General features: G+C 41.4%; 17 protein-coding genes. 10 read left to right on the plus strand and 7 right to left on the minus strand.

Annotation, left to right across the window (positions count from 1 at the left end):
* Window positions 1-3 precede the first annotated feature (3 nt).
* Together ACK8HY_RS01795 and ACK8HY_RS01800 are read left to right on the plus strand one after the other, a co-directional pair.
* The gene (locus tag ACK8HY_RS01795; protein ID WP_416132557.1) at window positions 4-1,491 is read left to right on the plus strand and encodes a RagB/SusD family nutrient uptake outer membrane protein; all 1,488 of its coding nucleotides are present in this window, start codon (window positions 4-6) and stop codon (window positions 1,489-1,491) included.
* 43 nt (window positions 1,492-1,534) lie between these two features.
* On the plus strand, window positions 1,535-2,740 hold the full coding sequence (locus tag ACK8HY_RS01800; protein WP_416132558.1) for a DUF4369 domain-containing protein: 1,206 nt from the start codon (window positions 1,535-1,537) through the stop codon (window positions 2,738-2,740).
* Window positions 2,741-2,818: 78 nt separating this feature from the next.
* Here ACK8HY_RS01800 and ACK8HY_RS01805 read toward each other — a convergent pair whose 3' ends face one another.
* The 3 genes from ACK8HY_RS01805 to ACK8HY_RS01815 all read right to left on the minus strand — a co-directional run bounded on the left by ACK8HY_RS01805 (window position 2,819) and on the right by ACK8HY_RS01815 (window position 5,384).
* On the minus strand, window positions 2,819-3,178 hold the full coding sequence (locus tag ACK8HY_RS01805) for a helix-turn-helix domain-containing protein (RefSeq protein ID WP_416132559.1): 360 nt from the start codon (window positions 3,176-3,178) through the stop codon (window positions 2,819-2,821).
* A gap of 234 nt (window positions 3,179-3,412) precedes the next feature.
* Window positions 3,413-5,164: a hypothetical protein gene (locus tag ACK8HY_RS01810; RefSeq protein WP_416132560.1), complete on the minus strand. Its 1,752-nt coding sequence runs from the start codon at window positions 5,162-5,164 to the stop codon at window positions 3,413-3,415.
* A gap of 25 nt (window positions 5,165-5,189) precedes the next feature.
* Window positions 5,190-5,384, minus strand: a complete 195-nt coding sequence (locus ACK8HY_RS01815; RefSeq protein ID WP_346084844.1) for a hypothetical protein — start codon at window positions 5,382-5,384, stop codon at window positions 5,190-5,192.
* Between the two features lie 614 nt (window positions 5,385-5,998).
* Here ACK8HY_RS01815 and ACK8HY_RS01820 point away from each other — a divergent pair.
* From ACK8HY_RS01820 to ACK8HY_RS01850, 7 genes are all read left to right on the plus strand, one after another.
* Complete coding sequence (locus tag ACK8HY_RS01820; protein WP_416132561.1) at window positions 5,999-7,561, plus strand: hypothetical protein; 1,563 nt, start codon at window positions 5,999-6,001, stop codon at window positions 7,559-7,561.
* Between the two features lie 52 nt (window positions 7,562-7,613).
* Window positions 7,614-7,787, plus strand: a complete 174-nt coding sequence (locus ACK8HY_RS01825) for a hypothetical protein (RefSeq protein WP_175992046.1) — start codon at window positions 7,614-7,616, stop codon at window positions 7,785-7,787.
* A gap of 709 nt (window positions 7,788-8,496) precedes the next feature.
* Window positions 8,497-8,847 carry a hypothetical protein gene (locus ACK8HY_RS01830; protein WP_346084840.1) on the plus strand — a complete coding sequence of 117 codons (351 nt, stop codon included), beginning with the start codon at window positions 8,497-8,499 and terminating at the stop codon, window positions 8,845-8,847.
* A 346-nt stretch (window positions 8,848-9,193) separates the two neighbouring features.
* Window positions 9,194-9,376 carry a hypothetical protein gene (locus tag ACK8HY_RS01835; RefSeq protein ID WP_346084839.1) on the plus strand — a complete coding sequence of 61 codons (183 nt, stop codon included), beginning with the start codon at window positions 9,194-9,196 and terminating at the stop codon, window positions 9,374-9,376.
* A gap of 11 nt (window positions 9,377-9,387) precedes the next feature.
* Window positions 9,388-11,430: a hypothetical protein gene (locus tag ACK8HY_RS01840; protein ID WP_416132562.1), complete on the plus strand. Its 2,043-nt coding sequence runs from the start codon at window positions 9,388-9,390 to the stop codon at window positions 11,428-11,430.
* 280 nt (window positions 11,431-11,710) lie between these two features.
* Window positions 11,711-12,091 carry a response regulator gene (locus tag ACK8HY_RS01845; RefSeq protein WP_416132563.1) on the plus strand — a complete coding sequence of 127 codons (381 nt, stop codon included), beginning with the start codon at window positions 11,711-11,713 and terminating at the stop codon, window positions 12,089-12,091.
* 345 nt (window positions 12,092-12,436) lie between these two features.
* A complete protein-coding gene (locus tag ACK8HY_RS01850) occupies window positions 12,437-13,963 on the plus strand; it encodes a hypothetical protein (protein WP_416132564.1) in 1,527 nt (508 codons plus the stop codon).
* A 448-nt stretch (window positions 13,964-14,411) separates the two neighbouring features.
* Here the strand turns inward: ACK8HY_RS01850 and ACK8HY_RS01855 are convergent, their stop codons facing one another.
* From ACK8HY_RS01855 to ACK8HY_RS01865, 3 genes are all read right to left on the minus strand, one after another.
* The gene (locus ACK8HY_RS01855; RefSeq protein WP_416132565.1) at window positions 14,412-17,105 is read right to left on the minus strand and encodes a hypothetical protein; all 2,694 of its coding nucleotides are present in this window, start codon (window positions 17,103-17,105) and stop codon (window positions 14,412-14,414) included.
* Window positions 17,086-17,862 carry a GLPGLI family protein gene (locus ACK8HY_RS01860; protein WP_416132566.1) on the minus strand — a complete coding sequence of 259 codons (777 nt, stop codon included), beginning with the start codon at window positions 17,860-17,862 and terminating at the stop codon, window positions 17,086-17,088. The genes ACK8HY_RS01855 and ACK8HY_RS01860 overlap by 20 nt, the downstream gene beginning before the upstream one ends.
* 83 nt (window positions 17,863-17,945) lie before the next feature.
* Window positions 17,946-18,260: a hypothetical protein gene (locus ACK8HY_RS01865; protein WP_416132567.1), complete on the minus strand. Its 315-nt coding sequence runs from the start codon at window positions 18,258-18,260 to the stop codon at window positions 17,946-17,948.
* Between the two features lie 411 nt (window positions 18,261-18,671).
* On the opposite strand from ACK8HY_RS01865, the gene ACK8HY_RS01870 reads away from it, so the two are divergent.
* On the plus strand, window positions 18,672-19,592 hold the full coding sequence (locus tag ACK8HY_RS01870; RefSeq protein WP_416132568.1) for a helix-turn-helix domain-containing protein: 921 nt from the start codon (window positions 18,672-18,674) through the stop codon (window positions 19,590-19,592).
* 226 nt (window positions 19,593-19,818) lie between these two features.
* Here ACK8HY_RS01870 and ACK8HY_RS01875 read toward each other — a convergent pair whose 3' ends face one another.
* Window positions 19,819-21,558 carry an ATP-binding protein gene (locus ACK8HY_RS01875; RefSeq protein WP_416132569.1) on the minus strand — a complete coding sequence of 580 codons (1,740 nt, stop codon included), beginning with the start codon at window positions 21,556-21,558 and terminating at the stop codon, window positions 19,819-19,821.
* Window position 21,559: the final 1 nt, after the last annotated feature.

The following is a 21,559-nucleotide window of genomic DNA, read 5'->3' on the forward strand; positions in this document are numbered from 1 at the left end:
CATATGAAAATCAGATCTATATACCGATATCATAGCAAGCGAAGCCTTTATTTTCTGGTCAGCATGCTTGTCGCTGGATTGGCAAGCAGCTGTAACAAGCAGCTGGATGAGCTTCGTCCGCATAATGTTATTTTTGAGGATATTCAGTTTGAACGTCCCGAAGGCTATAGCAAGGCAGTGGTAGGCGCTTACACCCTGGTGGCTGGTGGTGCGGTAGCAACTTCCTTTAATTATAATGATATGTTGATCTTCCTCTCAGAGGCAAAAGGCAATACCATCAGGGCCCTGGATGCGGAGGTCAACAAGAATACGGATGTGTTCAATTATATCAATTCTGGCACCAAAGACCGTTCGCATACCTACGAGTTTTGGCGTGGCAGCTACACGGTGCTGCTGCATCTCAACAAGATCCTGGGCCATGTGAAAGCAGGTGAAACCAACCCTGAAATCTTGCAGGCAAAAGCCGAAGCGCTATTTCTGCGCGCCTACGTCTATTTTAACCTGGTCCGTCTGTATGGCAAACCTTATCATCAATCCCCAGGAGAATCGCTGGGGGTAATGCTTGTGCTAGATGACAAAGTCAGCCCGGAACTGGCACCGAAAAGAGCTTCGGTGCAACAGGTGTACAGCCAGATTGTGAATGACCTGGAAACAGCGGCTCCGCTATTTACGCAAAAGAAATCGAATAGCTATGGCAGCAAATATGCGGCTTATGCGCTATTGTCAAGGGTATACCTGTACATGGGCGGCACTGTGGAAAATCCGGTAGCAAATGCCAATCAGAAAGCGGCTGACTATGCGGACAAAGTGATCAAAGAAGGTGGTTATCAGCTTCTGCAGGATCAGGCGTACATCGATTATTATAAGACCAACAATATCAACAATAAAGAGGACATCTTTGCGGTGAATGTAGATTATTCGCAGGGGCTGATCAGCAATTATTTTGCGATGCCCACACAGATCAACTACACCGGCGGATTATACCGGCCTTCCCCTTATTTGCTGTCCTTGCTGGAGGCCGGTGACAAACGGAATAGCTTTTATGTCAACAATGTGACACCGGGCTATCCTGATGATACCCGGGCGGTTTCAAAATATATGATCCGGTATCAGTCACTTTACAGCAATTCACCTTTCCGTTACCTACGTCTGGCCGAAATGTATCTCAACCGGGCAGAGGCTTATGCAAAGCTAAATAAGGCCGCTGATGCCTTAAGTGATTTCAATATAATCCGCCAGCGGGCCGGACTGACTGCATTGGCGGGACTTGAAGGCCGGGCGCTGATCAATGAAATCCTCAAACAGCGCAAGCTTGAACTGGCCTTTGAAGGACATGCCAGTTACGACGAATTCCGCAATGGGCTGCCTATGGTCCGGAATTATAAATCGGGCGGTTCGGCTGAACTGAATATCGGTCCTACAGACAAAAAAATAATCATGCAGGTACCGGAAGAAGAGATCATTGCGAATCCAAATCTGGTTCAGAATTAAGTGAATAAATAGTGGTTTTAATCTTTCTAAAATTGAATAGCAAATGAAAAAATACATTTTAAGTTCCCTATTGTTGACCGGTTTATCGTCGCTTGCCCTAGCGCAGCAGCCTTTTGTACTGAAGGGTGAAACCGTAAACATTACATCGCCCCAGGTCTACATGGCTTATCGCAGCCAGGGTGCGGGTAAATCTATCCTGGACAGTGCAAAAATTGAAAATAACAGGTTTGTTTTTAAGGGTAAAATCGAGGAACCGGTCATGGTCTATCTCTATCTGGACCGTAACAGCAGGAGCGTGGATGACCCGAATGCACTGAGTTTCTATCTCGAGCCCAGGAACATGAGCATCCGTCTCGAAAAGGACAAATTTAAAGAGGCCCTGATCAAAGGTTCAAAGACACAGGAGGAATGGGCAAAACTTGATCGGGAGAAGAAAGTCATCCGGAAGGAAATGGCGCCGGTGCTGGAGGAATATGGCCGTTTAAACAAGCGCTATATGGATGCGGATGCCGAACTCAAGCAGTTGGAAGCTAAAGTAAAGAAGCTGAAAGAAGAAGCCTATGATTACCGGGAAAATTTTACACCATTTAATGATCGCATGAGCAAACTGGATGTGGAATTTATCCAAAAAAATCCAGATTCCTATGCGAGCTCTTATCTGATGCAATTTATGACAACCGGAGGCGACCTGAATAAAGTGGAAGGTTTATATAACAGTTTATCTGAGCGTGTCAAGAACAGTGGTTACGGCCGGGAGATCGCCGAAAAGATCCAGGGCATCAAAAACGGTTCGCCGGGGAGCAAAGCATTCGGATTTGAGGCCACCGATATCAATGACAAGGCCATTACGCTGGCGGAATTCAAGGGGAAATATGTATTGCTGGATTTCTGGGCCAGCTGGTGTGTGCCCTGCCGCAAAGGTAATCCGCACCTGATAGACCTGTATACAAAATACAAAAGCAAGGGTTTCGAAATTATCGGCGTAGCAGACGATGACCGAAGCGAGGCTGCCTGGCGCAAAGCGGTGGACCAGGATAAAATCGGTATCTGGAGACATGTACTGAACGGACTGAAATATGAGAACGGCGAATTCGATAGGTCCAAATCCATCTCTGTCCACTTTGGGATCAGTACCTTACCGACCAAGATCCTGATCAATCCGGAAGGTGTTATTGTTGGCCGCTACGCAAGCGGAGCCGAAACGGATACCGAGTTGGATAAAAAGCTGGCGGAGCTATTTGGCGGATAACAGTAGATTTGAATGTTTTTTATAAGCGCGTTTGAAAGGGCTCGCTAAAAAGTAATAAGACTAGTCGTGAGATTAGTCTTATTTTATTTTCTTCCTAAAGTTTCCTGGTGTCTCCCCGGTCCATTTTTTAAAGAACTTAGAGAAATTGGAAGCGTCGTAGGTCAGTAGAAACGCAATTTTTGCGATGGATAAAGGCGAATGGATCAGCAATTCTTTTGCTTTGGCGATGATTTTCTGGTTGTAAAAATAACTGGGATGATTTCCTTTTTCTTTTTGAACCGTATAAATAAGATGTTTGTGTGAAATGGCCAGCTCACTGGCGATCCGGTTAATCTCCATAAACGCTGTCGTACGGCCTTGTATCAGGTCCTCAATGTGTTTGTCTAACAATAATAAATATTGATCCGTGATCTGGGTGGCTCTTTTTTCTGCTTTCATAGCTTATGGGGGATTTATTCTGATGCTGACTTATCTATCCTATATCCGGTCGGCTGTGCATGAATGGAATGGACATGCCATCCCGGTCGGGTGATCTTATCCGAATTGATAGGAGCAAGAAAAGCTCGGCGATGGAAACCATGCCGAGCTTTAAATACCTATTGTTTCCGATAGGTGTTGTTAAGTAAGTAGGGATACTTATGAAAACTATAAAATAAAAATATAAGTTATCAGCTATTTATCCTGGATACAACGTACGGGATAGCCCGCATATTTAAGATAAGTTGATGTGTCCCAGGAGCTTTGGAAACCTCGTCCTTGTCGTGCATTATTATTGCCGCCAACTTCCATATTTAGCCAATAGATTGCTGAACTTTGTCTGATAAGTTGGGCGCCAGTTGTCGGATTTCTATGACCTGCCGCAGGGAAGCTTAATTTGATATCACTGCTTTTTCTACTGGTCATAATATGTGCCGCAGTAAAGTCTGATAGTCCAACGGTTGTATTGCCGGTGAAAGTCGTCCAGTTGCCGATCGACGTATGGCGGGTGTAATTTCCTAAACGTGTATATTCAGCTGGGCTAGGCACCCGGTCTCCTGTACCACAAGGATCTAATGGCGCTTTCACAGGCACGGTAGCCGTACCACTATTCCAGGAACCATCTGGAGCAGGTGTATTATTCCATCCAGCAATCGCACCATCGCCACTATAAGCATTTGCGACAGGCAATTGACGGCCCCATTGATAGTAGTTTCCATATAAGGCCTGTACCGAAGGATTGGCATCCGGATTATTGGTCGTAGGATTTACATCGGTTACACCAAGATTATAACGATCCCATCGGTGGCCGGCGATGACCGCATAGCGTGCATCGGCAGCAGTGGCACTTCGGGTAACATTCGACGCGTTGACATAGCGGTCACTGTTAAAACGCAATTTCATCGTATAGGAGTATCCTGGTTTCAAACCTAAACCGGCATTGGAGAAATTAAAGTTGACCGCCTGTGCATTGACATCATGGCCGATTTTGATCTGACCGCTTGGTATGCTTAGCGCAATTGCAAAGCTGTTTGACCGATTCTGGTTGACGATAAAAGTGCGGGCTGTTGCATTGAGGTTTGAAATAGGAGGGACGTTGCTCTCATTAACAACCGCTAGGACTTCACCGGTACCGAGATCGAACGTGGCGTCAGCGAAAGGTGAAACCCAGTCAGCCTGAACCGGAACCTCTGAAAGATATCCTCCTTTTAGGTAGTTGGCAGTACCAAATGTGCCCGTTGCATCGCTATTGTCGACAAGAAGTGTGACACGGGTAAACATATGTTGTAATGGGGCCGTTAATGGCGTTGGTGTATTGTTACCAAGGATAGTGACATCTTTTTCAATGGCGTACATCAAATCGCTTCCATTCTCTTCAAAGCCGGTAAAATCGAAATTTACTGCACCTGCACTATATAAATTTGTCGCCGGAGCAGCAGGTGGAGGGGTTGTTGTAGAACCTAATGAATAGATGACAAAGGTATATTTATTACCTGCGATCAATTTATCCCCGAAAAATACTTGTGTTGAATCCGCAGCGTCTCCGACAGCTTGGTCGATATAAGTACCATCTGTTTCATAAGCGACTACCCGATAAGTTACAGCACCTCTTAGTGAAAGTAATTTTGAGGCGGCCTTTTTGCTGTTGGATGCTTTAAGTCCGGTACCGCCCGCTATATTTTCTGTCAGTTCTGCGGTAACCGTAAATGGTCCGGCCTGAACTTCCTGCGTTAAGGCAAGGGGTTGAGTCGCGCCGGCCTTTGTGGAGGCTTTCGCTGTAGTAATGTCAGTTCCACTAAATTGCGCTTCTGTTAAAGCCAGTTTGATACCAGCTTGATTGGTTCCAACCGTATGTTCAGCTTTCTCCTTACTACAGGAAACGGCTAGTGTTACAAGAACAATCAAGGCTAGTTTTATCTTTGTGATCTGTGTTATTGTTTTCATCATTGTCATAAATAAATTTTGATTGTTGCTAGTTCCACCATTCTCCGCCATCCGGATCTTTGGTTTCTGTTCCACCATTATTCCATTCATTTTCGTTGACGCCACTTCCGCCTCCGGGCTGGCCTGATCCAACCGATCCTGCAGCTATCCCTTCCTCCATAACCACCTGTAACTGCTCGATTACGGGTTTCACGTAAATCTTTTTTTCAGTTCTCTTTTTCATGTTATCTTATTTATTATTTGGTTTATACTTAACATTTATTAGGCATAGCACAGCGTTTAATCCTGGATAAAGCCGCTGGATAAAGGAAATAAATGCTTTTTGTTAGTCGGATTCCAATTGTAGTACTGTTTTTGTCTAATGAATATATTATTGTTGTCTATGTAATTTCTCTTCATTTAAATAATTAGCCGTACAAAAGTGATTATTTCAGGATATATAGCTCGATCCATTAAAATAGATCCTAATTGTTGCTTCAAAGATAATTGAGAAAAAAAGAATAGATATACCACATATGTATCACACAAGTATCACTTATATTTCACTTTTATTATTAATTTTTTGATAAACAGTGTTTTGTGTGATCTTTTTGAGTTTCGATCAAAATTATTGACCCAATAAACTGCATCTATCTATGTTTTTTTTTTGTGTGTTACAACATTATTATTCTATAATGATAATATATTTCATTTTTGTAGTTTGTTAAGGTTCGGAATGGATTTTAATATGTGATATATGTGTGATATGTACTTATTGTTTCTTTTCAGGAAAATATTTCAATATTTGCGACGAATTAATTAAAATGTTTATTAATCATCACAAAAACAATTAAAAAAATGATTTTACAAACACAGACAAAGGTAAGCTGGAGAGCATTCGTTCTATCGGCTTTAGTGTGTGGATCGTTGTATTCCTGTAAGGAAAGCAAAGACAGTGTAGCTGCGAGCGGTAAGGCAAGCGTGAATATTCAGCTATTGGGGGTAGAAAATCCAATAGTGACCACAAAGAAAGCAGGTAAGGGCGGTAACGCTACTGGGACAGCCCAGACTGTAGTGGTTCCTTTGACAAACTCAAGTTCTTTTGAGGCGACATTAACGAACGAGCCGTCCGTAACAAGTGGCAACCTGTTGCGGGCCTCGTCCGGAAGCCGTGCTGCGGTGACCGAAGAAAGAACGCCATTGGCAGCGAACATCAAGTATAAAATCGTGGTGTACAATGCCGACGGTGATTATGTAACAGAAAAGACCTATACCAATACAGTTGACAACACTACTGCAATCGCATTGGATGCGGGACAGACTTATACTTTTGTCGCTTATTCGGTCAATAGTACCGCGACTGTTCCTGCAGTAACAGCACAAGCTGATATCGCAAATGCCAGCCTGGACAATATCAGTGCGGATCTGATGTATTTTAAGAAGGATTTAGCGGTTCAGCCGGGAGACAACAATCTGGCTGTTGTGTTAAAACATCAGTATAGTGAAGTGACGACCAACCTGAGCATGGCAACTGAAATGACAGGAGCTATCACAAGCTTGGTTTCGCCAACAATAGATCCTACACATCCGAGTGCAAATCTAAAATTGGCGGATGGTACAATAACGTATAATGGCAATACCACAAGTACTGCGGTACAATTCCCGGCTTTAGGTGCAGGTTTACGTTCGGTTTCAAGTAATCCGACCCTATTGATCCATCCGGGTGCAACAAATGGGGTATTTAGCTTTGGATCGATCACGATTGACGGTGAGACAAAGAATAACGTATCTGTAGCAGGTTTAAATATTATTCCGGGACAACGTTATAACCTCAACCTGAACTTCAAAACCTGTACACAACCCGTAACAGGTGGAGCAGATCTAAACTGGAGCTATCCTGCTTCTGGATCCGGCGCTGTTGTTGATGGAACAGCCCAACCGGCAGGATATGTCGTGACCAAAGATCTTACTGCTCCGGGAGCTGATTATGGATTCGTGTTTGATATCCAACAACTGGACAATTCCTTTAACATGGAGGTAAACGGCGTTAAATTGGCAACGCAGGAGATTCAATTTGAAGCAGGTATTGCCATCGCGCCACGAAATGTTCAATTTGCGGACGGCAGTCTCTATGGTGGAACCAATACAGAAGGTGGCACCGTTCCTCAGGTGTACAGTTTGACCGGTACTTCGGCAAACCCGGTAATTCGTGTGGTGATTAGCCGCTCAGGTGAAGTGTCTATGTATGGTAGCAAAGCCAATGGCGGCGAATTGTATCCTTTGGTATTGACGCAAGGTTCTTTCAACACGGTGCCTTGGAGCTCTACGACCAATAATGTCAAAATTACTCAAGTTGTCCAAGGAGCAACCAAAATGGTTGGTGCCGGAAGCGGAAGAAAGAAAGTTGCCTGTACGCAATAATCAGTACCAAATTTTAAATGCATAGAAATCGTATTTAATAAGAATATAAGATATGAAAACAAATCAGTCAAAAAATATATATGTCAGCCCAAAGATAGAGGCGATGAATGTCGAATTGGAGCAAGGTATTGCAGCAGGTTCTGCTGCTCCCGGAAATACGATTAGTAATGACCCGCAGGAGTCCTGGGATAATGCCGATGATGATAATCGTTTAATCAACTGGTAATCCCTCCAGTTCAAAATTGTTTGATTCATCTGAGTTCGCCCGACAGGTTTTAAATTAATTCCTGTCGGGTTTTTTATGGCATCGATTTTTTGTTCAACGCCAGAAGTTAAATTATATAATACTATCGTGCATATTGAAAGCATGTGTTCAGAACAAGAGTTTGCAAGCAGCAGGCGACATAGATCGCTTTCAAATTAGGGGTACCATTAATTGAAAAAAAGAAATATAAGCGGTCTTTTTCTACAATACGGTCTCTTATTTTACGCACATGCGACTTATCTCTAGTTTATAGGTTTTCATAGGGTGTGTTTATTTTGTAATAGTAATGTCTTGTTTTTCAGATTTTTAAAAAGTGTGATATTAATGTGAAAGGTGCTTTTTTTCGTTTCTTTCTTTTAATGCAAATATTTGTCAAGCAGAATTAGGTCGGACATCCAGTAGCTAGGCTGCCGGATTAAAGTACAGCACAAATCTACTGTCTTATCACCTTTAACTGTTGGCCGTATTGAATTATCCTCGGATTAATGCGTAAAAGTCCGTGATAATATATTTGGATTTACTCGATAGGGCAGATGGAGCCCTATCGGGTTTAAATTAAAAAGACGGCCCATTTCTTCTGGAAAGCAAAAATAATTATCGGCTTTTGAGTGAAAAGATTTCGCTCAAGGAGCGGAATATAAGAATAAAACTTACTGAAAAACGATATACAATGGAAAGGAATGACTTTAATCATTTAATTGCTTTAGCGAAGAACAATAATGCTGAATTTTTGGCCTTGTTCAATGAAATCTATCCCGAGTTTGTCGCCTCATTGAAGACAATAAATCCTAAAATCCGGAGCAGCGAACTGGAATTTTGTGCGATGACCTTTCTGAATTTTTCGACTAAAAATATTGCTCAGTACACTTTTGTCACAGTACGCGCTGTACAGGTACGCAAAAATAGATTGCGCAAAAAACTAAATATCGCTTCTGACATCGATTTCAACAATTGGATGCGTGAGCAGATTCAAAGAAATCCTCTGGCTGGAAAGGAGCAAAGCCCCGATGAGAGTATATAGTAAAATTCTTGATTAGAGGTTTATAGAAAATTTAAGGCATAAATTAAAATAGAGCATACCATAGAGACAATTTAAAGGCAATAATAATCCAATATTTCCATTCTATCTAGATAGAATGGAAAATAATTGACTGATAGATAAGTGTTTATTTTTTTTGTGATATATCTGTGATAGGTGTATGTGCACTTTTTGTTTTTTAAAATGTTAATCTTTGTTTCCAATAGTTAAAATGATCTTGCCATTGCTTACAGTGATGTAGGGTGAAGGTTTAATAAGTTAATAATCTAGCGTAACAGCGATTGGAAAGATTTGTTCCAAATAAAAAACTAACAGAAAATTAATAGTCATGAAAACAAAAGATCAAAAGAAAAAGGAAGGTTATATCCCTCCAACTTTGAGAATTACAATTGTAGAAATGGAAGAAGGAATAGCTGCCGGTTCTGCACAGGTTACTCCAGGAGGTGCAGGCGGCACCCCATTAGTTGAAGATTTCGTTGAGTCAAATGATCAGCAAACTTGGGATTTTTAAAATTAGAAATTATGAATAACAAATATTTTAATACTAAAAGTGCTTTCACTATAATTTCCATATTAATTATATCTCTAGTGATTTCATGTTCAAAAGACAAGAATAATATTGCGGCAGAAGTGAATGGTACTAAAATGGTTATAAAAGTTAATGGGATCTTGGGAACAGATATTGGCCAGGGTATCAGTACTAAAGCGGCAGCTTCGGTTGGTAATAATAATCAGGCAGGTCTATCCTTAAAGCAGCATGCAGGTGGCTTTACAGTAGAGGCAATGGCGGAGCAAACTGCTATAGGATCTCTAGGTGTTGCTAATAACCTAGCTAAATCTGTAGCAACCAAATTGGGGAATAGTGGGGCTATGGCAGCTACGCAGCCTATGACGCAAGACTTTACGTACCGTATTTTGGTCTATAACAAGGAGACCGGTGTATTATGGAAAACGGTTCAGGCTGTAGCTGGGACAGAGGTTCAATTGGATGTAGAAAAAGGTAGTAATTACATTTGGTATGCATACTCATACAATAACGCAGAAACTCTTCCAGAACCAGCAAACATGGCGAATCCGTCTATTGATGCACCTGTGAATAAGGATTTATTGTATGCTACTGGCGAAACAAGTATTCCTGTAACGCCGAGTGGCGAGCATCATGTGTATCCTATTGCGATAACATTTCGGCATAAAATGGCGCAGGTAAGTGTTAAGATTGACGCCAGTATATTAGCAAAATATGCCACCATAAATGGTATTAAGGTGAATTTTGTTCAAGATGATTATCTAAAAAAGGGAACATTCGATATCAAAGGAAATAGCATGGGAAATCTTCAGGTCGTCCCTACTACAGCTATTTTCACGACAACCTCTCCAACAAATATTTGGGAAGCGAATTACTATACTGCTGATCCAGCGGCCCTAACTTCATTTCAAGTGAAAGTTACCGATTTGCCAGTAACATTTAATAATGTAGACCCAAGTATGGCAAACCGCAACTTGGCGACATACAGCAATGCAACGATGCCCGCACCAAACATTATTTTCAATTTTAACTTTACCTCTCCTGCTGCCGGTCAACGGCTTTTGGGATTGGCCAATCTTTCTTATACAGCTACGCAAAGGAGAATACTGCACTATACAACAACAGCTTTAACGAATGGATATGGCTATGCTGCACAATCTGGTGAAGGATGGAAATTTATCAATGCGGATAATAATTTTGGAACAGCGGCAAATAGCTTACTTAGGGTACAAAAACCATGGTATGGTACAACGGCTACATCTACGAACGCAGGATCCGCAAATTATGCAAATACGCAAGCTGAATTCCGTACTAAATTGGCAGAAAATCCCGATGTTGTGATCATAGGCTACAACGCCGGTATAGAGTCTGCTTCCACACAGACAGCGTTAATAGATTATATCAATAGAAAGGGTGTGGTTATAATGATGATCGAACGCTCTGACAACGCACCTTCTGTTCAGTCTTTTATGAGACAATTCTTCAATGATAATGGTATCACAGCTGCACAGAGTGGTTACGGTAGCGGCGGAACAATGTACCGTATTAACAATGTTAATGATGAAATCATCAATGGCGTATTTGGAGATTTGCGTGGTAAGCTTTGGGGGGAAGATTTTGGAGAGACAATGGTGTTGGGAAATATGTCTCCTGCCACTTTATCTCAGATTGAGGTCTACTCTTCCGGTAGGGGTATTAACAGAACGCCTACTGCCGCTTATGATAATTATGTAACGATGTTTAAGCATAAAACGAAGGGGTTGTTCTTTGTGGGTGACGGTGGGTTTATTTCTAACCCAAGAGCGCTTACTTCAAATCCGGACAATTTTAACGATGCCAACCGCTGTCCTTTTGGGACAGATGACGATAACAGGCCAAAGCCTAGGTTGTATGGAACTGCCGGAAATGGTTATACAACAAGACAAGATTACGCCTGGAATAGCAATCTGTTTGGTAATGCAGTTTATTGGGCAGTAAAACGTTCTGAATTTGATGGTTTTGGTACTTGGAAATATGCGCCTGCACCATTAACACCTTAATAAATAACAGTGTAAGCAATCACGGCATAGTTATTAACCATAACCATTGTGCTTGCTTTTGTAATCTTGTTATTTACAGTAGATCAGGTAATACAGTTCGTACTACCTGATCTCATTTTTTATGCTAATCTTATTTTGTCATGTATTCGTAATGATCAAGATATTGATTTTGAACGAAAAGTGACTTTTTGCTGAAATAGTAGATCAGTGATTCGTTGTGCAGTGATTCAGGACGAAATGAAATATTGCTATGGTAGATTTTTAGGATAGTTTATAGAAAATGAAGAAAAAGATTTTTTTATGTGATGACAATCTGGTCATTTTGGAGGCTTTAGAATTGATACTGAGTATCACCGATGCTAAGGTTGTAAGTGAAAGTAAAAGTTCTAAAGCTTTAAACTACATTATAAATGAAAAGCCTGATATTTTTATCTGTGACTTACAGATGCCCGGACTAAATGGTGAAAGCCTTATCAAACAGGTTCGTTCACACAAAGAATTTGATAATCTCTTTATCCTATGCATTTCAGCTTTCGATGCGGGCAGGGATATTGCTATGGGTGCGGGAGCTGACTATTTCCTGCCTAAACCTTTTGAGATAAATGAACTATTGGCTGTTGTAAATAAAGTATTGAATTCCGACTCTAAACAGATATTATGAAAGTATTTTTGCGATCTAAACATAATTAAAGCTGTACCAATAGTAGATATAGGTGATGTATAAATAGCTTAAAGGCAATTTTATATCGCTCGGTCATTTTTATTATAGTTAGATTTGGCGTGGGTATATCTTGACAGAACGTCGATGGAACATAACCTTTGGAACGCGCTAGTTATCGAGGTTCTACTTAATGAAGAAGCAATTTTTATTGATATTTATTAATTAATCTTAAGGCGTTAGTAGCTAAAAGATCAATTTGTAAATTATTTAATAGGAGTTAAATAGTTTAGAATATTTATTTTTGCATGAAATGTTTTGGGCTTGTGAGAGTCTCGAGCAAATTTGATGAACAAAAAACCTATTACAGCTGATTATCTACTGATGAAAAAACATCTTTTATTTATAATTTTACTATTATTTAGTTTTGGGACAATTGCGCAGAATCGTCAGCAGCAGATGGTGGATTCACTTTTGGTTAAAATAAGAGAATTTCACCAGCAAGCTGAATTTGTACCGCAGTTGGAAACATCCCTGAAGGCTCTCGAAATAGCTAATTCTTCGAAATACGATACAGGAATAGCAAAAGCTCATTTTTTTGCAGCTGATGCGCTCGTAAATATAGGATTATTTAAAGAAGGCTTTAAGCATCTTAAAAGTATTGAGTCCACAGAGTATTATAACGAAAACGTACTCATGCAAACCGAGATACATTGGGTTAGGGGCAGGACTTATTTAAAGCTCGGATTACCTCAGCAAGCAATCCGTGAGTTTTATTTGCAGTTGGCTTGTACTAAGCATTTGGAGAATAAGATGCATCAAAAGAGAACTAATCTGAATACTTATGCAAATTTAATTACTGCTTTTGATCAACTGGAACAGCTTGATTCAATGCAAAAATATTGTCAATTTCAATTAGAATATTTATCAGATTTTGATAAAAAGGAAGAAAAGTACATGTACCTCGGGTTGTATAACGCATTAGGGGATTTATATACGAGGAAGCGCGATTTTGGGAAAGCGGAATATTACCTTAATCAATCGTTGGAGCTTATTGAAAAATTTAACATTTCTATATTTTATAATACCTATACTTTTTTAGGTAATTTGGAAGAAAAGAAACTTAAACCCGAAAAAGCCTTATATTATTATGAAAAAGGCTTGGCTAATGCCAAAGATGTAGGGAATAGGGAAGAGATTAGGAAAGATTATAAGTTTTTAGCTGATTATTGTCGAACTTATAAGCTAGGAAATGAAAAAACAAAAGAATATGAACTAGCATACGTTTTACTTAATGATTCTTTGGAAGAGGAAAATAGAAAGATGATCGATGTTGTCCTCAACCAAGTTTTAAACGAAAAAGATAAGGAATCAGAGGCTAAAGTGTCAAAATCAGTTCGGATTTCAATATTTACTTTATTGTTGCTCCTTGTCGCGATCTCATTTTTTGTATGGCGATCCAGACATAATCGTAAGATTCTAGATCAGAAACAAGAGGCTTTACAGGAAACCGAAATAATCAATAAGGAACTGACCGAGCAGATCGGCGAAAATAAATTCAATAACCTGATCGAGCTGGCCAAAAGTAATAATCCGGAATTTCTGGCTTTATTCACCGAACTCTATCCTGATTTTATCCAGGCCTTAAAATCACGTGACTCAAATCTCAGAAGCACCGAACTGGAGTTTTGCGCGATGGCTTTTCTCAACTTTTCAACAAAAAATATAGCTGAATATACCTTTGTGACGGTCAGGGCGGTACAGGTCCGCAAAAATAGGTTGCGCAAAAAATTTGATATTCCCTCGGATGCAGATTTTAATAATTGGATGCGTGGTTTGGCTGATTATTCGGATCAAGCTCAGGGCATCGGCTAGGAATAGATTTCTTCTAGCGAATTGAGGATTGCCTTTGTAAATCCTTATAAAACAGAGAGCTATCCTTTTACGGTAGCTCCCTGTTTTTTGCTAGTTATAACTGTACGCTCTTGTTTGCCGATGCATCGTTATTTAATGCTCAGAAAACTTACCTCTCTTTTTAGACTCCTCAAATTCATATAGTGACCAAGTGTAAAAAATGTTTCAACCTGACCGGTCTGAAAACCACCTATCGGAATTAATCACCCCAGCATGCGTGACAGACTTTGAAGAATGATCCGCAACTACCATTGGTATAGGTCTCTGAAGTGTATGCCAAGCAGTTGTGCGGTATCATAATCATAAAAACTGAGCAAAAAACACAGCGCGTAAGTCCACCTTCAGTTAGGGAAAACAATACCTTGTGGTCGGAAAGTGAAAAAGCAGATTATAGTCCCTGAATAAAATGCTAGAAGCTATAATCTACACCAAAGCTAATATAGCCTGGCAATAGTCTATACGTTGTGCTGCTACTGTAGAGATCGGTCAGTTCCGCATTTCTGAAAAAGCGGGTATTAAAAATATTTTTTGCAGTCATATTAAATCTCATCCGCTGCTGTTGAAGTTCATAGAAGAGGGAGAAATCTGAAAAATAATAGGTTTTGGAATCTTGTCCCATAATACTGCCAAAACGATAGGACTCGTTCTTTAGATTGCATTGTATATTTTTACCCATGTTTAAAAAAATATTCAGGAATCCCTGGCTATTTTTTAGGGTATTCTTGTTTTCTGAGCGATAAGTAATCGACTGTATTGTATATCCGGTATAAATATTTAAACGGGATTTCCACGCACTTCGGAACGATAATCCATAATCGTAGGTTTCTGTATGGATCTGCCGGTTGCCCAATCCGGTCACAACCGTTTCGTAATCTGAACTATTGGCCCCCAGGTCCAGTCGGAAATTTCCGCCGAATACTTTCAGGTAATAATTCAGGTCGGTTTTATAAAAACTGCTTTTTTTGTTTTTGAGCAGTACCTGCTGTGCGAGATTGAAATTGGGATTCGGACTGTTCTCCGTACCTACATAATCGAATAGAACCTGATGTCCGATGTGGAGGTTGGCAAAAAAACGGTCGGTCATACTGCCATAGGTGTATGTCAGGGTTGCACCCGAGCTGTTTAAAGTGGCCATATCAGCCATTCCTTTTATAAAATTTCGAACACCTGTGCTATAGTAATGAGGGATGAGCTCAGTGAGCCCAGCGTTCTGCTGCTGAAAATAAAGTTCCGTTTCGATTCGTCCTTTGCGGTGGAGGGCCCATCTGCCGACTAGGCCTGGCGTAAACTGCAGGGTATTTTTACGGCTGCGTTTGCCAAAATCTGTTAGCTTGTTTTGCACAACACCGATCTGTAAACGGGGAGTCCATTCCCATTTATTTCCTTTAAAGGTATATTTGAAAATAAGATTGGTCTGGAATACTGACAGGTCCATTTCATTGGAAAATCCCTCAGGATAGCTGTCGCTCTCTCCAATCTTTTCTTGCTCGGCCTGTAGCATCAATTGGCTGTTCAGTTGCTGCTGTTGATAGGCCGCGGTCAGGGCGAGTTCAAAAAAGTCGCCATTTTTTTGCCGGTTTAGATAGTGGGTCGTAGCCCCTAGGTAGTGCAGGTTATTTTCAATATGTTGTTTTACCGCTGCGATATCTTTTTTCCCGAACAGATCTTCGTAATAGTACCGATCGATACTGTAGTCAATAGGGGACTGTTGATCTATCCAGCGGATGGAACTGACCAGCGCTTCCCGCTCCGAAAATTTGCGGCTATAGCTAAGGTTGTGGTTGGTCAGGTAGCCCTTGCTTTTGGTCAGCTCCTGACTCCGGTCACCATTAAAGAGGAGGGCACCTAGGTCATTTTGCCCGAGCGAACCCAGTGTCCCGGTGTAGTTCAGCGTAGTGTGCGCATTGGGTTCATACTGCAATTCCAGTTTGGTGAAATAATTATCAATATTGCGGGTAAACTGATAGTCTTCGGTATTGGAGAATTGAATATCCTGCAGCTGGTAGCTTTGTACCGTATTGCGGTAGAATGATTTCTTTGTTGGATTTGCAAAGCCCAGCCATTTGATTTTAAATGTCGATGCTGGATTTAAAATCGTATTGAGAGACAGTAATTTGTCGTTGTTGAAGTTGGTTCTCCTATAGTCAAATCCGGGTAGGCTCGGGGTATTGTCAATCAAAGTGGGGGTGGTTATTCCCACACCGATCTGTCCGGGCTCATCGGCCGAACCGGACTGGATCAGGTGATTGATGCTGCTCACGGCATCGACCCCATTGTTATTGGCGCTGCCCAAGAGATAATATTTGTTTTTCTTTCCGAAATTCATCAGGTTGGCATTGGCCTGGTAATATTTGTCGGCGCCTACGGGAGTGCCCTGCAGGTCTACCGAACCTAGCCATTGTGCTTTGCTATCCTCCTTCAACTGCAGGTTTAGAGCGACTTTTTTTGAGTTTTCAATGCCTTTCAACTGTTTGTTGTTGGAATAGCGCTGCAGCACCTGAATTTTTTCCAGGGGCTGAACAGACATATTCTGTGTCAATAGGCGATAACCTTTTTCGAAAAAATCATCGCCTTCTACCATGACCTTTTCGACTTCCTTATCGCCTATTTTGATGCTGCCGTCCGTACCGACATTGATGCCGGGAATCTTGCGGAGCAGATCCTCTACCGAGCGTTCGTCGCCTTGTAAAAAGGATTTCACGCTCAGTTCGATGGTGTCTCTACCACGACGGTAGGGCTGTTTGGAATGGACAATGACTTCCTGCAACCGTTCCACACCGCCGGCCATCAACTGCACATTGATCAGCGTATCCGTCTGTGTCGCTGTCAGTGGCAGGGCGACCGGCTCGAAGCTGAGTGCTTTGTACAGTATGGTAAATTTGCCGCCTTGCGCTGTTTGCAAGTGATAATTCCCTTCGCCATCGCTAAAGGTATAGGCCAGCATTTTGGCATCGGAGTCGCGCTTTAAATCAATCCGCACACCACCCAATGCTTTTCCATTGGAGCTGACTTTTCCATGGACCGCAACCTGTGCCTGAGCAGCTACACAGAGCAGACAAAACCCCAATAGGGCCAGTATCCGCTTATTGATGTTCCCATTCATAGACTTGTTCTACACCGCCACGGACTTTTTTTCCTGCTACACTCACACCTTCCATCACAGGTATTTTGCTATACAAAACGCGCATTTGCTCTTCGGTAATGCGGTCATTTTTCTTGACGAATTCCTCCAGTGTCAGCTTAGGCAAAGAATGGATATAGCTGTCATTGATGGGTGAAGTGCCTTCGAAAGGATAGTTTACCTCTTTCAGATACCAGTAGTTGGGATTGGCACTTTCGTTGTAAAGCATCACAATAAGTCCCGGCAATCCTCCAAATTTTGATGGCCCTACGGGCACGGGAATATCGTTGGTATAATAAGCGACCAAGGTGGTGCCGCGGTAAACTGCTGTCGCTTTTTGACACACATATTTGCCCAAGGTATCGACATCATTATAGTTGGTATTCCAGACCAGCGGCGGAAATTTGTCCGTTACAAGGTAATTGACACCTTCAATGGAGCCGGTCTCGAGCTGCTCGGCAGCATTATTTTGTTGGATCACTACCTTGTTATAAATCTTGCCCGAGCCGATGGTCATCGAAAATGTGGATGCGACCTCACCATCGACGTCCTGGTTGATATCTTGATTGCGCTTGGGCAGCGAATCACGGACGGCTATCTTGACCGTTCCGTCATAATAAACCTGTTCCTTAAATGTAGCCATAGCCGATGGTATATATTCATATACCGCATGAAGCCGTTGCGCAAAAGAGGATCCTGAAAGGAACAAAAACAGAAAGAATATATAATTTTTATGCATGTTATTTTGTTTTGGAGAAGCGGAGGACTGCCCTCCGCTTCAGTAGCTGTTTACCAACACTGATTAGACCTTAAAAACCACCATTAAACACCCCACCATTGACGGCAAGCTCTGAAGAATTCGCCACAGCTACCATTGGTATAGGTCTCTGAAGTATGTGTACCTACAACGTGTAGATCATCAGAACTTAAAAAAGTCAGCACAAAAACACAGCGTTTAAGCCCGCCCTGCATTTCTGTTACCTCTTCGGTAACCTTTACCTTGGTGTTCGTTTTTGGAAGGCGGTAAGTTGAAGTTTTAGCTGTTGCATTTTTGTGGGATGCATTTTCCGTTGTCTTAGCTGAAGCTGCAGTAGATAGCACCGCTAGGGCCACCAGACTCATCATTAATTTTTTCATTGTTTTTTATTATTTTGTGTTAAATCATAGCATGTTTTTGAAGCATGCTGTTATTGTATGCCGGTAAAAATAGCCGACAGTTTTAATTCGTTAAACACTGACTTGGTATCCGTATCAGCTCGTTCATTATCCGTAGCCCATGGCTTATTATTCGCTAGGACATCGGGCAGCATAGGACAACAATAATGATACTAGTAGGGGTCAAACGCAGTGGGCGTGTATGCATCATCACTGATTTGCAGGGATAGTATGATAGGAAAATAGGCCTGTATTTTATTAAAAGGGAGAAATACAACCCGCTGTTGTCAAATACAACAATAAGTAGCGTAAATACAACTAAGGGTAGCGCGGTTTATTTGCAGTCAAGTGGGCCTGCAAAATAACTTTGTGGTATCAAAAAAATATAAAAACATGATGCTAAATTCTAAATCGATCGGCAATAAGATTGCTGAAGCAAGAAAGAAAACAAATCTTTCACAGGCCGAACTTGCCCAGCAGGTTTCAATCAGTCCACAGGCGGTAGGTAAATGGGAGCGGGGTGAATCCATGCCGGATATCATGACCTTAAACAGGCTCGCAGAAATACTCGCCGTGGATCTTAATTACTTTTCCGATAGTTTTCATAAGGAGCCTGTCAATGCAATGACATACGAATCCGACGAATCCGACGAACAAGCTTATCACGCTGATAGGGAGCCTAGGGCTGAAAATCAGTCTGGTCGCAGCTGGGATATGTCAAAAGGCAATTGGGAAAATGCTGATTTCTCCGGCTTAAAGAATCTGGGTGAGCAGTTCAGTTCTTCCAATATCAGAAATTGCAAGTTTACTAACTCGGATCTTTCGGGCTTGATTCTGGGTAAAAACAATATTGAATTATGCGACTTCTCTTATTCAGACCTGAAAAGCAGTAAAATAAGCTCTTCTAATCTACTCAAAAATCAGTTTGCCCATTGCTCGTTCATCGATACTGATTTTTCGAAAAGCAATATCGGAAAGTGTAATTTTTCCGGTGCGGATTTTACAGGTGCCAGATTTGATACTGGCTGTTTTGAGAGCAATGAGATGACCAATACAGTCTTAAAAGGCACCGCATTTAAAAATACGGGAATCAGTGATGTTATTTTTGAAGGCAGGATCGAAGATTGTCATTTTGAGGGTTGTGGGTTTTATAAAGTCAAATTTCAGGGCGCCACCATCTTGAATACCTTTTTTAAATACAATAGCAAATTTAAAAAAGTGGAGTTTTTGGATTGTAAAGTTGACAGGCTGACCTACGCCTTCTTGAAGAATAACGAAGCAAATTTAACGGGGATAACGCTGATCGAGGAATAAGTCGGCCGACCAGAAAAAATCAGCGAATGCCTGGTATTTTATAGTTGAAAAGAGCGGGCAGCGTATCCGATAAACCATTGAAATAAATAATAAACGAGGTAGTTCAAAAGATAGGACTGCCCCGTTTATTTAAAATAGGCCAGGTCTTAGAGTAAGTGCTAAACCGGATATGTGTAGATACAGCTTTCGCGCTGCCTTAATTGTCAAATAATCCCTGCCGATCGGATTATACCGTTTTCTTATCTATATTAAGTGTAAAGTAGAACGTACTTCCGGCACCGTATTCGCTTTCTACCCAGATTTCGCCGCCTTGTGCCTCAATGAATTCTTTACTGATGCTCAGGCCTAAACCCGTACCTTCTTTTTTGGTGCCCGGAATACGGAAATACCGTTCAAAGATCTTTCTTAAATATTGTGGCTGTATGCCCTGTCCGGTATCCGAGACTGAAAATTTGACCCGATTATTTTCCAGTTCTGTTTTGATCTGTATTTTGGCATGTTCATAGGAGTAACGTATGGCATTGGAAATAAGGTTGGTCAGTACCCAGGCTGATTTTTCGCTATCGGTCACAGCAGTTAATGCATCCTCGGTCATTTCAATCTCGATCTGTATGTTTTTATTGTCAGCGGCAGACTTATTCGCATTGACCGCATATTCGATGATCGGTTTGATCGCAGCCGGCAACAGATTGATCTGTATGGAACCGCTTTCGACCTGTGTGATGTTGAGGAGTTCGCCCGTTATCTTCAATAAGCGCTGTGTGTCGTCCTTTATCCCGTTAATCAGCTCTTTCTGCTCGCCGTTTAACTGTCCTAGCTTTTCATTTTCCAAGAGCTGTACGCCCATCTGAATGGATGAAATCGGTGTTTTAAATTCATGGGATACTGTCCCCATGAAATTTGTTTTGGCGAGATCGAGTTCTTTGAAAGGCGTGATATTACGCAATAGGATCACCTGACCGATAAATTTTATATCTGTTTCACCGGTTGGTACGATATTGATGTCAATGACTTCCTTCTCAAAATAACTTTCTTTGCCATCGGCATAGATTTTTAGCTGTTCTGCTTTGTTTGTCTTTGCCTGTGGGAGAAAGATATCTTTTATAATATCCCGAATCAGATCATTGGTTACGGCGATATCCTGAACAGCCTTTCCAATGAAATCTTCTTTCCTTAATCCTGAAATGTTCAGGGCTTCGTCGTTGGCAAACAGTACCTTTTTATTTTCATCGATTCCAATAACGGGATCATGCATATTATCGATCAGGGTCTCGATCCGCTTTTTCCCCTTGAGGATTTTTTCTAATTTGCTGTCCGAGTATTCTTCCAGCTTCTCGGCCATGGTATTGAACGATCTGGCCAGATCCCCAAATTCGTTGTGTCCACCGAAGTTGACACGTTTTGAATAATTTTGACTCGCAATTTCCTTGATACTTTCGGTCAGCTCCCGGATGGGGTTGGCAATATTGGAAGGCAGATTGATCAGCAGTATGACAGCGATCAGAAAACACAAGGCTCCCGTAAAGGAGATAATGAGTATTGCCCTGCGTGCGGTATCATCCGCAATATTACTTTTTCTGCTGATCGCATCCATATTTAACCGCATCAATTCGGTAATATCTTTACGGATGGATGAGCTTAGCTGAGCATCACCGGGTTTATTTTTTAGTGAACTGAAATGTCTGACAATCAGGTTTGTCGTTTCGATCTCGCCGATTTCAGTGACGTTGCCCATTTGTAGGGTTAAATTATGCTGAAAAGTATCAATTGCCGCAGCATCCTTGCCGATATCTTCGAGTGCGAGCAGCATATTCCGGGAATAGAGCAGGGTGTTGTAATTTGCAACAAGTATATTATTCGTATCTCTTTTGAGCTGATTAACATACCATCCGCTGATAACAGCTAAGGCAACTATCAAGATAAATAGGAGCCCTACTCCAAACGTTAATTTTGCTTTGATTTTCATT

It is taken from the genome of Sphingobacterium sp. NGMCC 1.201703 (assembly GCF_047784615.1).
Taxonomy (GTDB): domain Bacteria; phylum Bacteroidota; class Bacteroidia; order Sphingobacteriales; family Sphingobacteriaceae; genus Sphingobacterium.

Bases quoted from the DNA above. Each gene is read 5' to 3' on its own strand.
- ACK8HY_RS01795 (WP_416132557.1), top strand. From the start codon at position 4: ATGAAAATCAGATCTATATACCGATATCATAGCAAGCGAAGCCTTTAT.
- ACK8HY_RS01800 (WP_416132558.1), top strand. From the start codon at position 1,535: ATGAAAAAATACATTTTAAGTTCCCTATTGTTGACCGGTTTATCGTCG.
- ACK8HY_RS01805 (WP_416132559.1), bottom strand. From the start codon at position 3,178: ATGAAAGCAGAAAAAAGAGCCACCCAGATCACGGATCAATATTTATTA.
- ACK8HY_RS01810 (WP_416132560.1), bottom strand. From the start codon at position 5,164: ATGATGAAAACAATAACACAGATCACAAAGATAAAACTAGCCTTGATT.
- ACK8HY_RS01815 (WP_346084844.1), bottom strand. From the start codon at position 5,384: ATGAAAAAGAGAACTGAAAAAAAGATTTACGTGAAACCCGTAATCGAG.
- ACK8HY_RS01820 (WP_416132561.1), top strand. From the start codon at position 5,999: ATGATTTTACAAACACAGACAAAGGTAAGCTGGAGAGCATTCGTTCTA.
- ACK8HY_RS01825 (WP_175992046.1), top strand. From the start codon at position 7,614: ATGAAAACAAATCAGTCAAAAAATATATATGTCAGCCCAAAGATAGAG.
- ACK8HY_RS01830 (WP_346084840.1), top strand. From the start codon at position 8,497: ATGGAAAGGAATGACTTTAATCATTTAATTGCTTTAGCGAAGAACAAT.
- ACK8HY_RS01835 (WP_346084839.1), top strand. From the start codon at position 9,194: ATGAAAACAAAAGATCAAAAGAAAAAGGAAGGTTATATCCCTCCAACT.
- ACK8HY_RS01840 (WP_416132562.1), top strand. From the start codon at position 9,388: ATGAATAACAAATATTTTAATACTAAAAGTGCTTTCACTATAATTTCC.
- ACK8HY_RS01845 (WP_416132563.1), top strand. From the start codon at position 11,711: ATGAAGAAAAAGATTTTTTTATGTGATGACAATCTGGTCATTTTGGAG.
- ACK8HY_RS01850 (WP_416132564.1), top strand. From the start codon at position 12,437: ATGAACAAAAAACCTATTACAGCTGATTATCTACTGATGAAAAAACAT.
- ACK8HY_RS01855 (WP_416132565.1), bottom strand. From the start codon at position 17,105: ATGAATGGGAACATCAATAAGCGGATACTGGCCCTATTGGGGTTTTGT.
- ACK8HY_RS01860 (WP_416132566.1), bottom strand. From the start codon at position 17,862: ATGCATAAAAATTATATATTCTTTCTGTTTTTGTTCCTTTCAGGATCC.
- ACK8HY_RS01865 (WP_416132567.1), bottom strand. From the start codon at position 18,260: ATGAAAAAATTAATGATGAGTCTGGTGGCCCTAGCGGTGCTATCTACT.
- ACK8HY_RS01870 (WP_416132568.1), top strand. From the start codon at position 18,672: ATGATGCTAAATTCTAAATCGATCGGCAATAAGATTGCTGAAGCAAGA.
- ACK8HY_RS01875 (WP_416132569.1), bottom strand. From the start codon at position 21,558: ATGAAAATCAAAGCAAAATTAACGTTTGGAGTAGGGCTCCTATTTATC.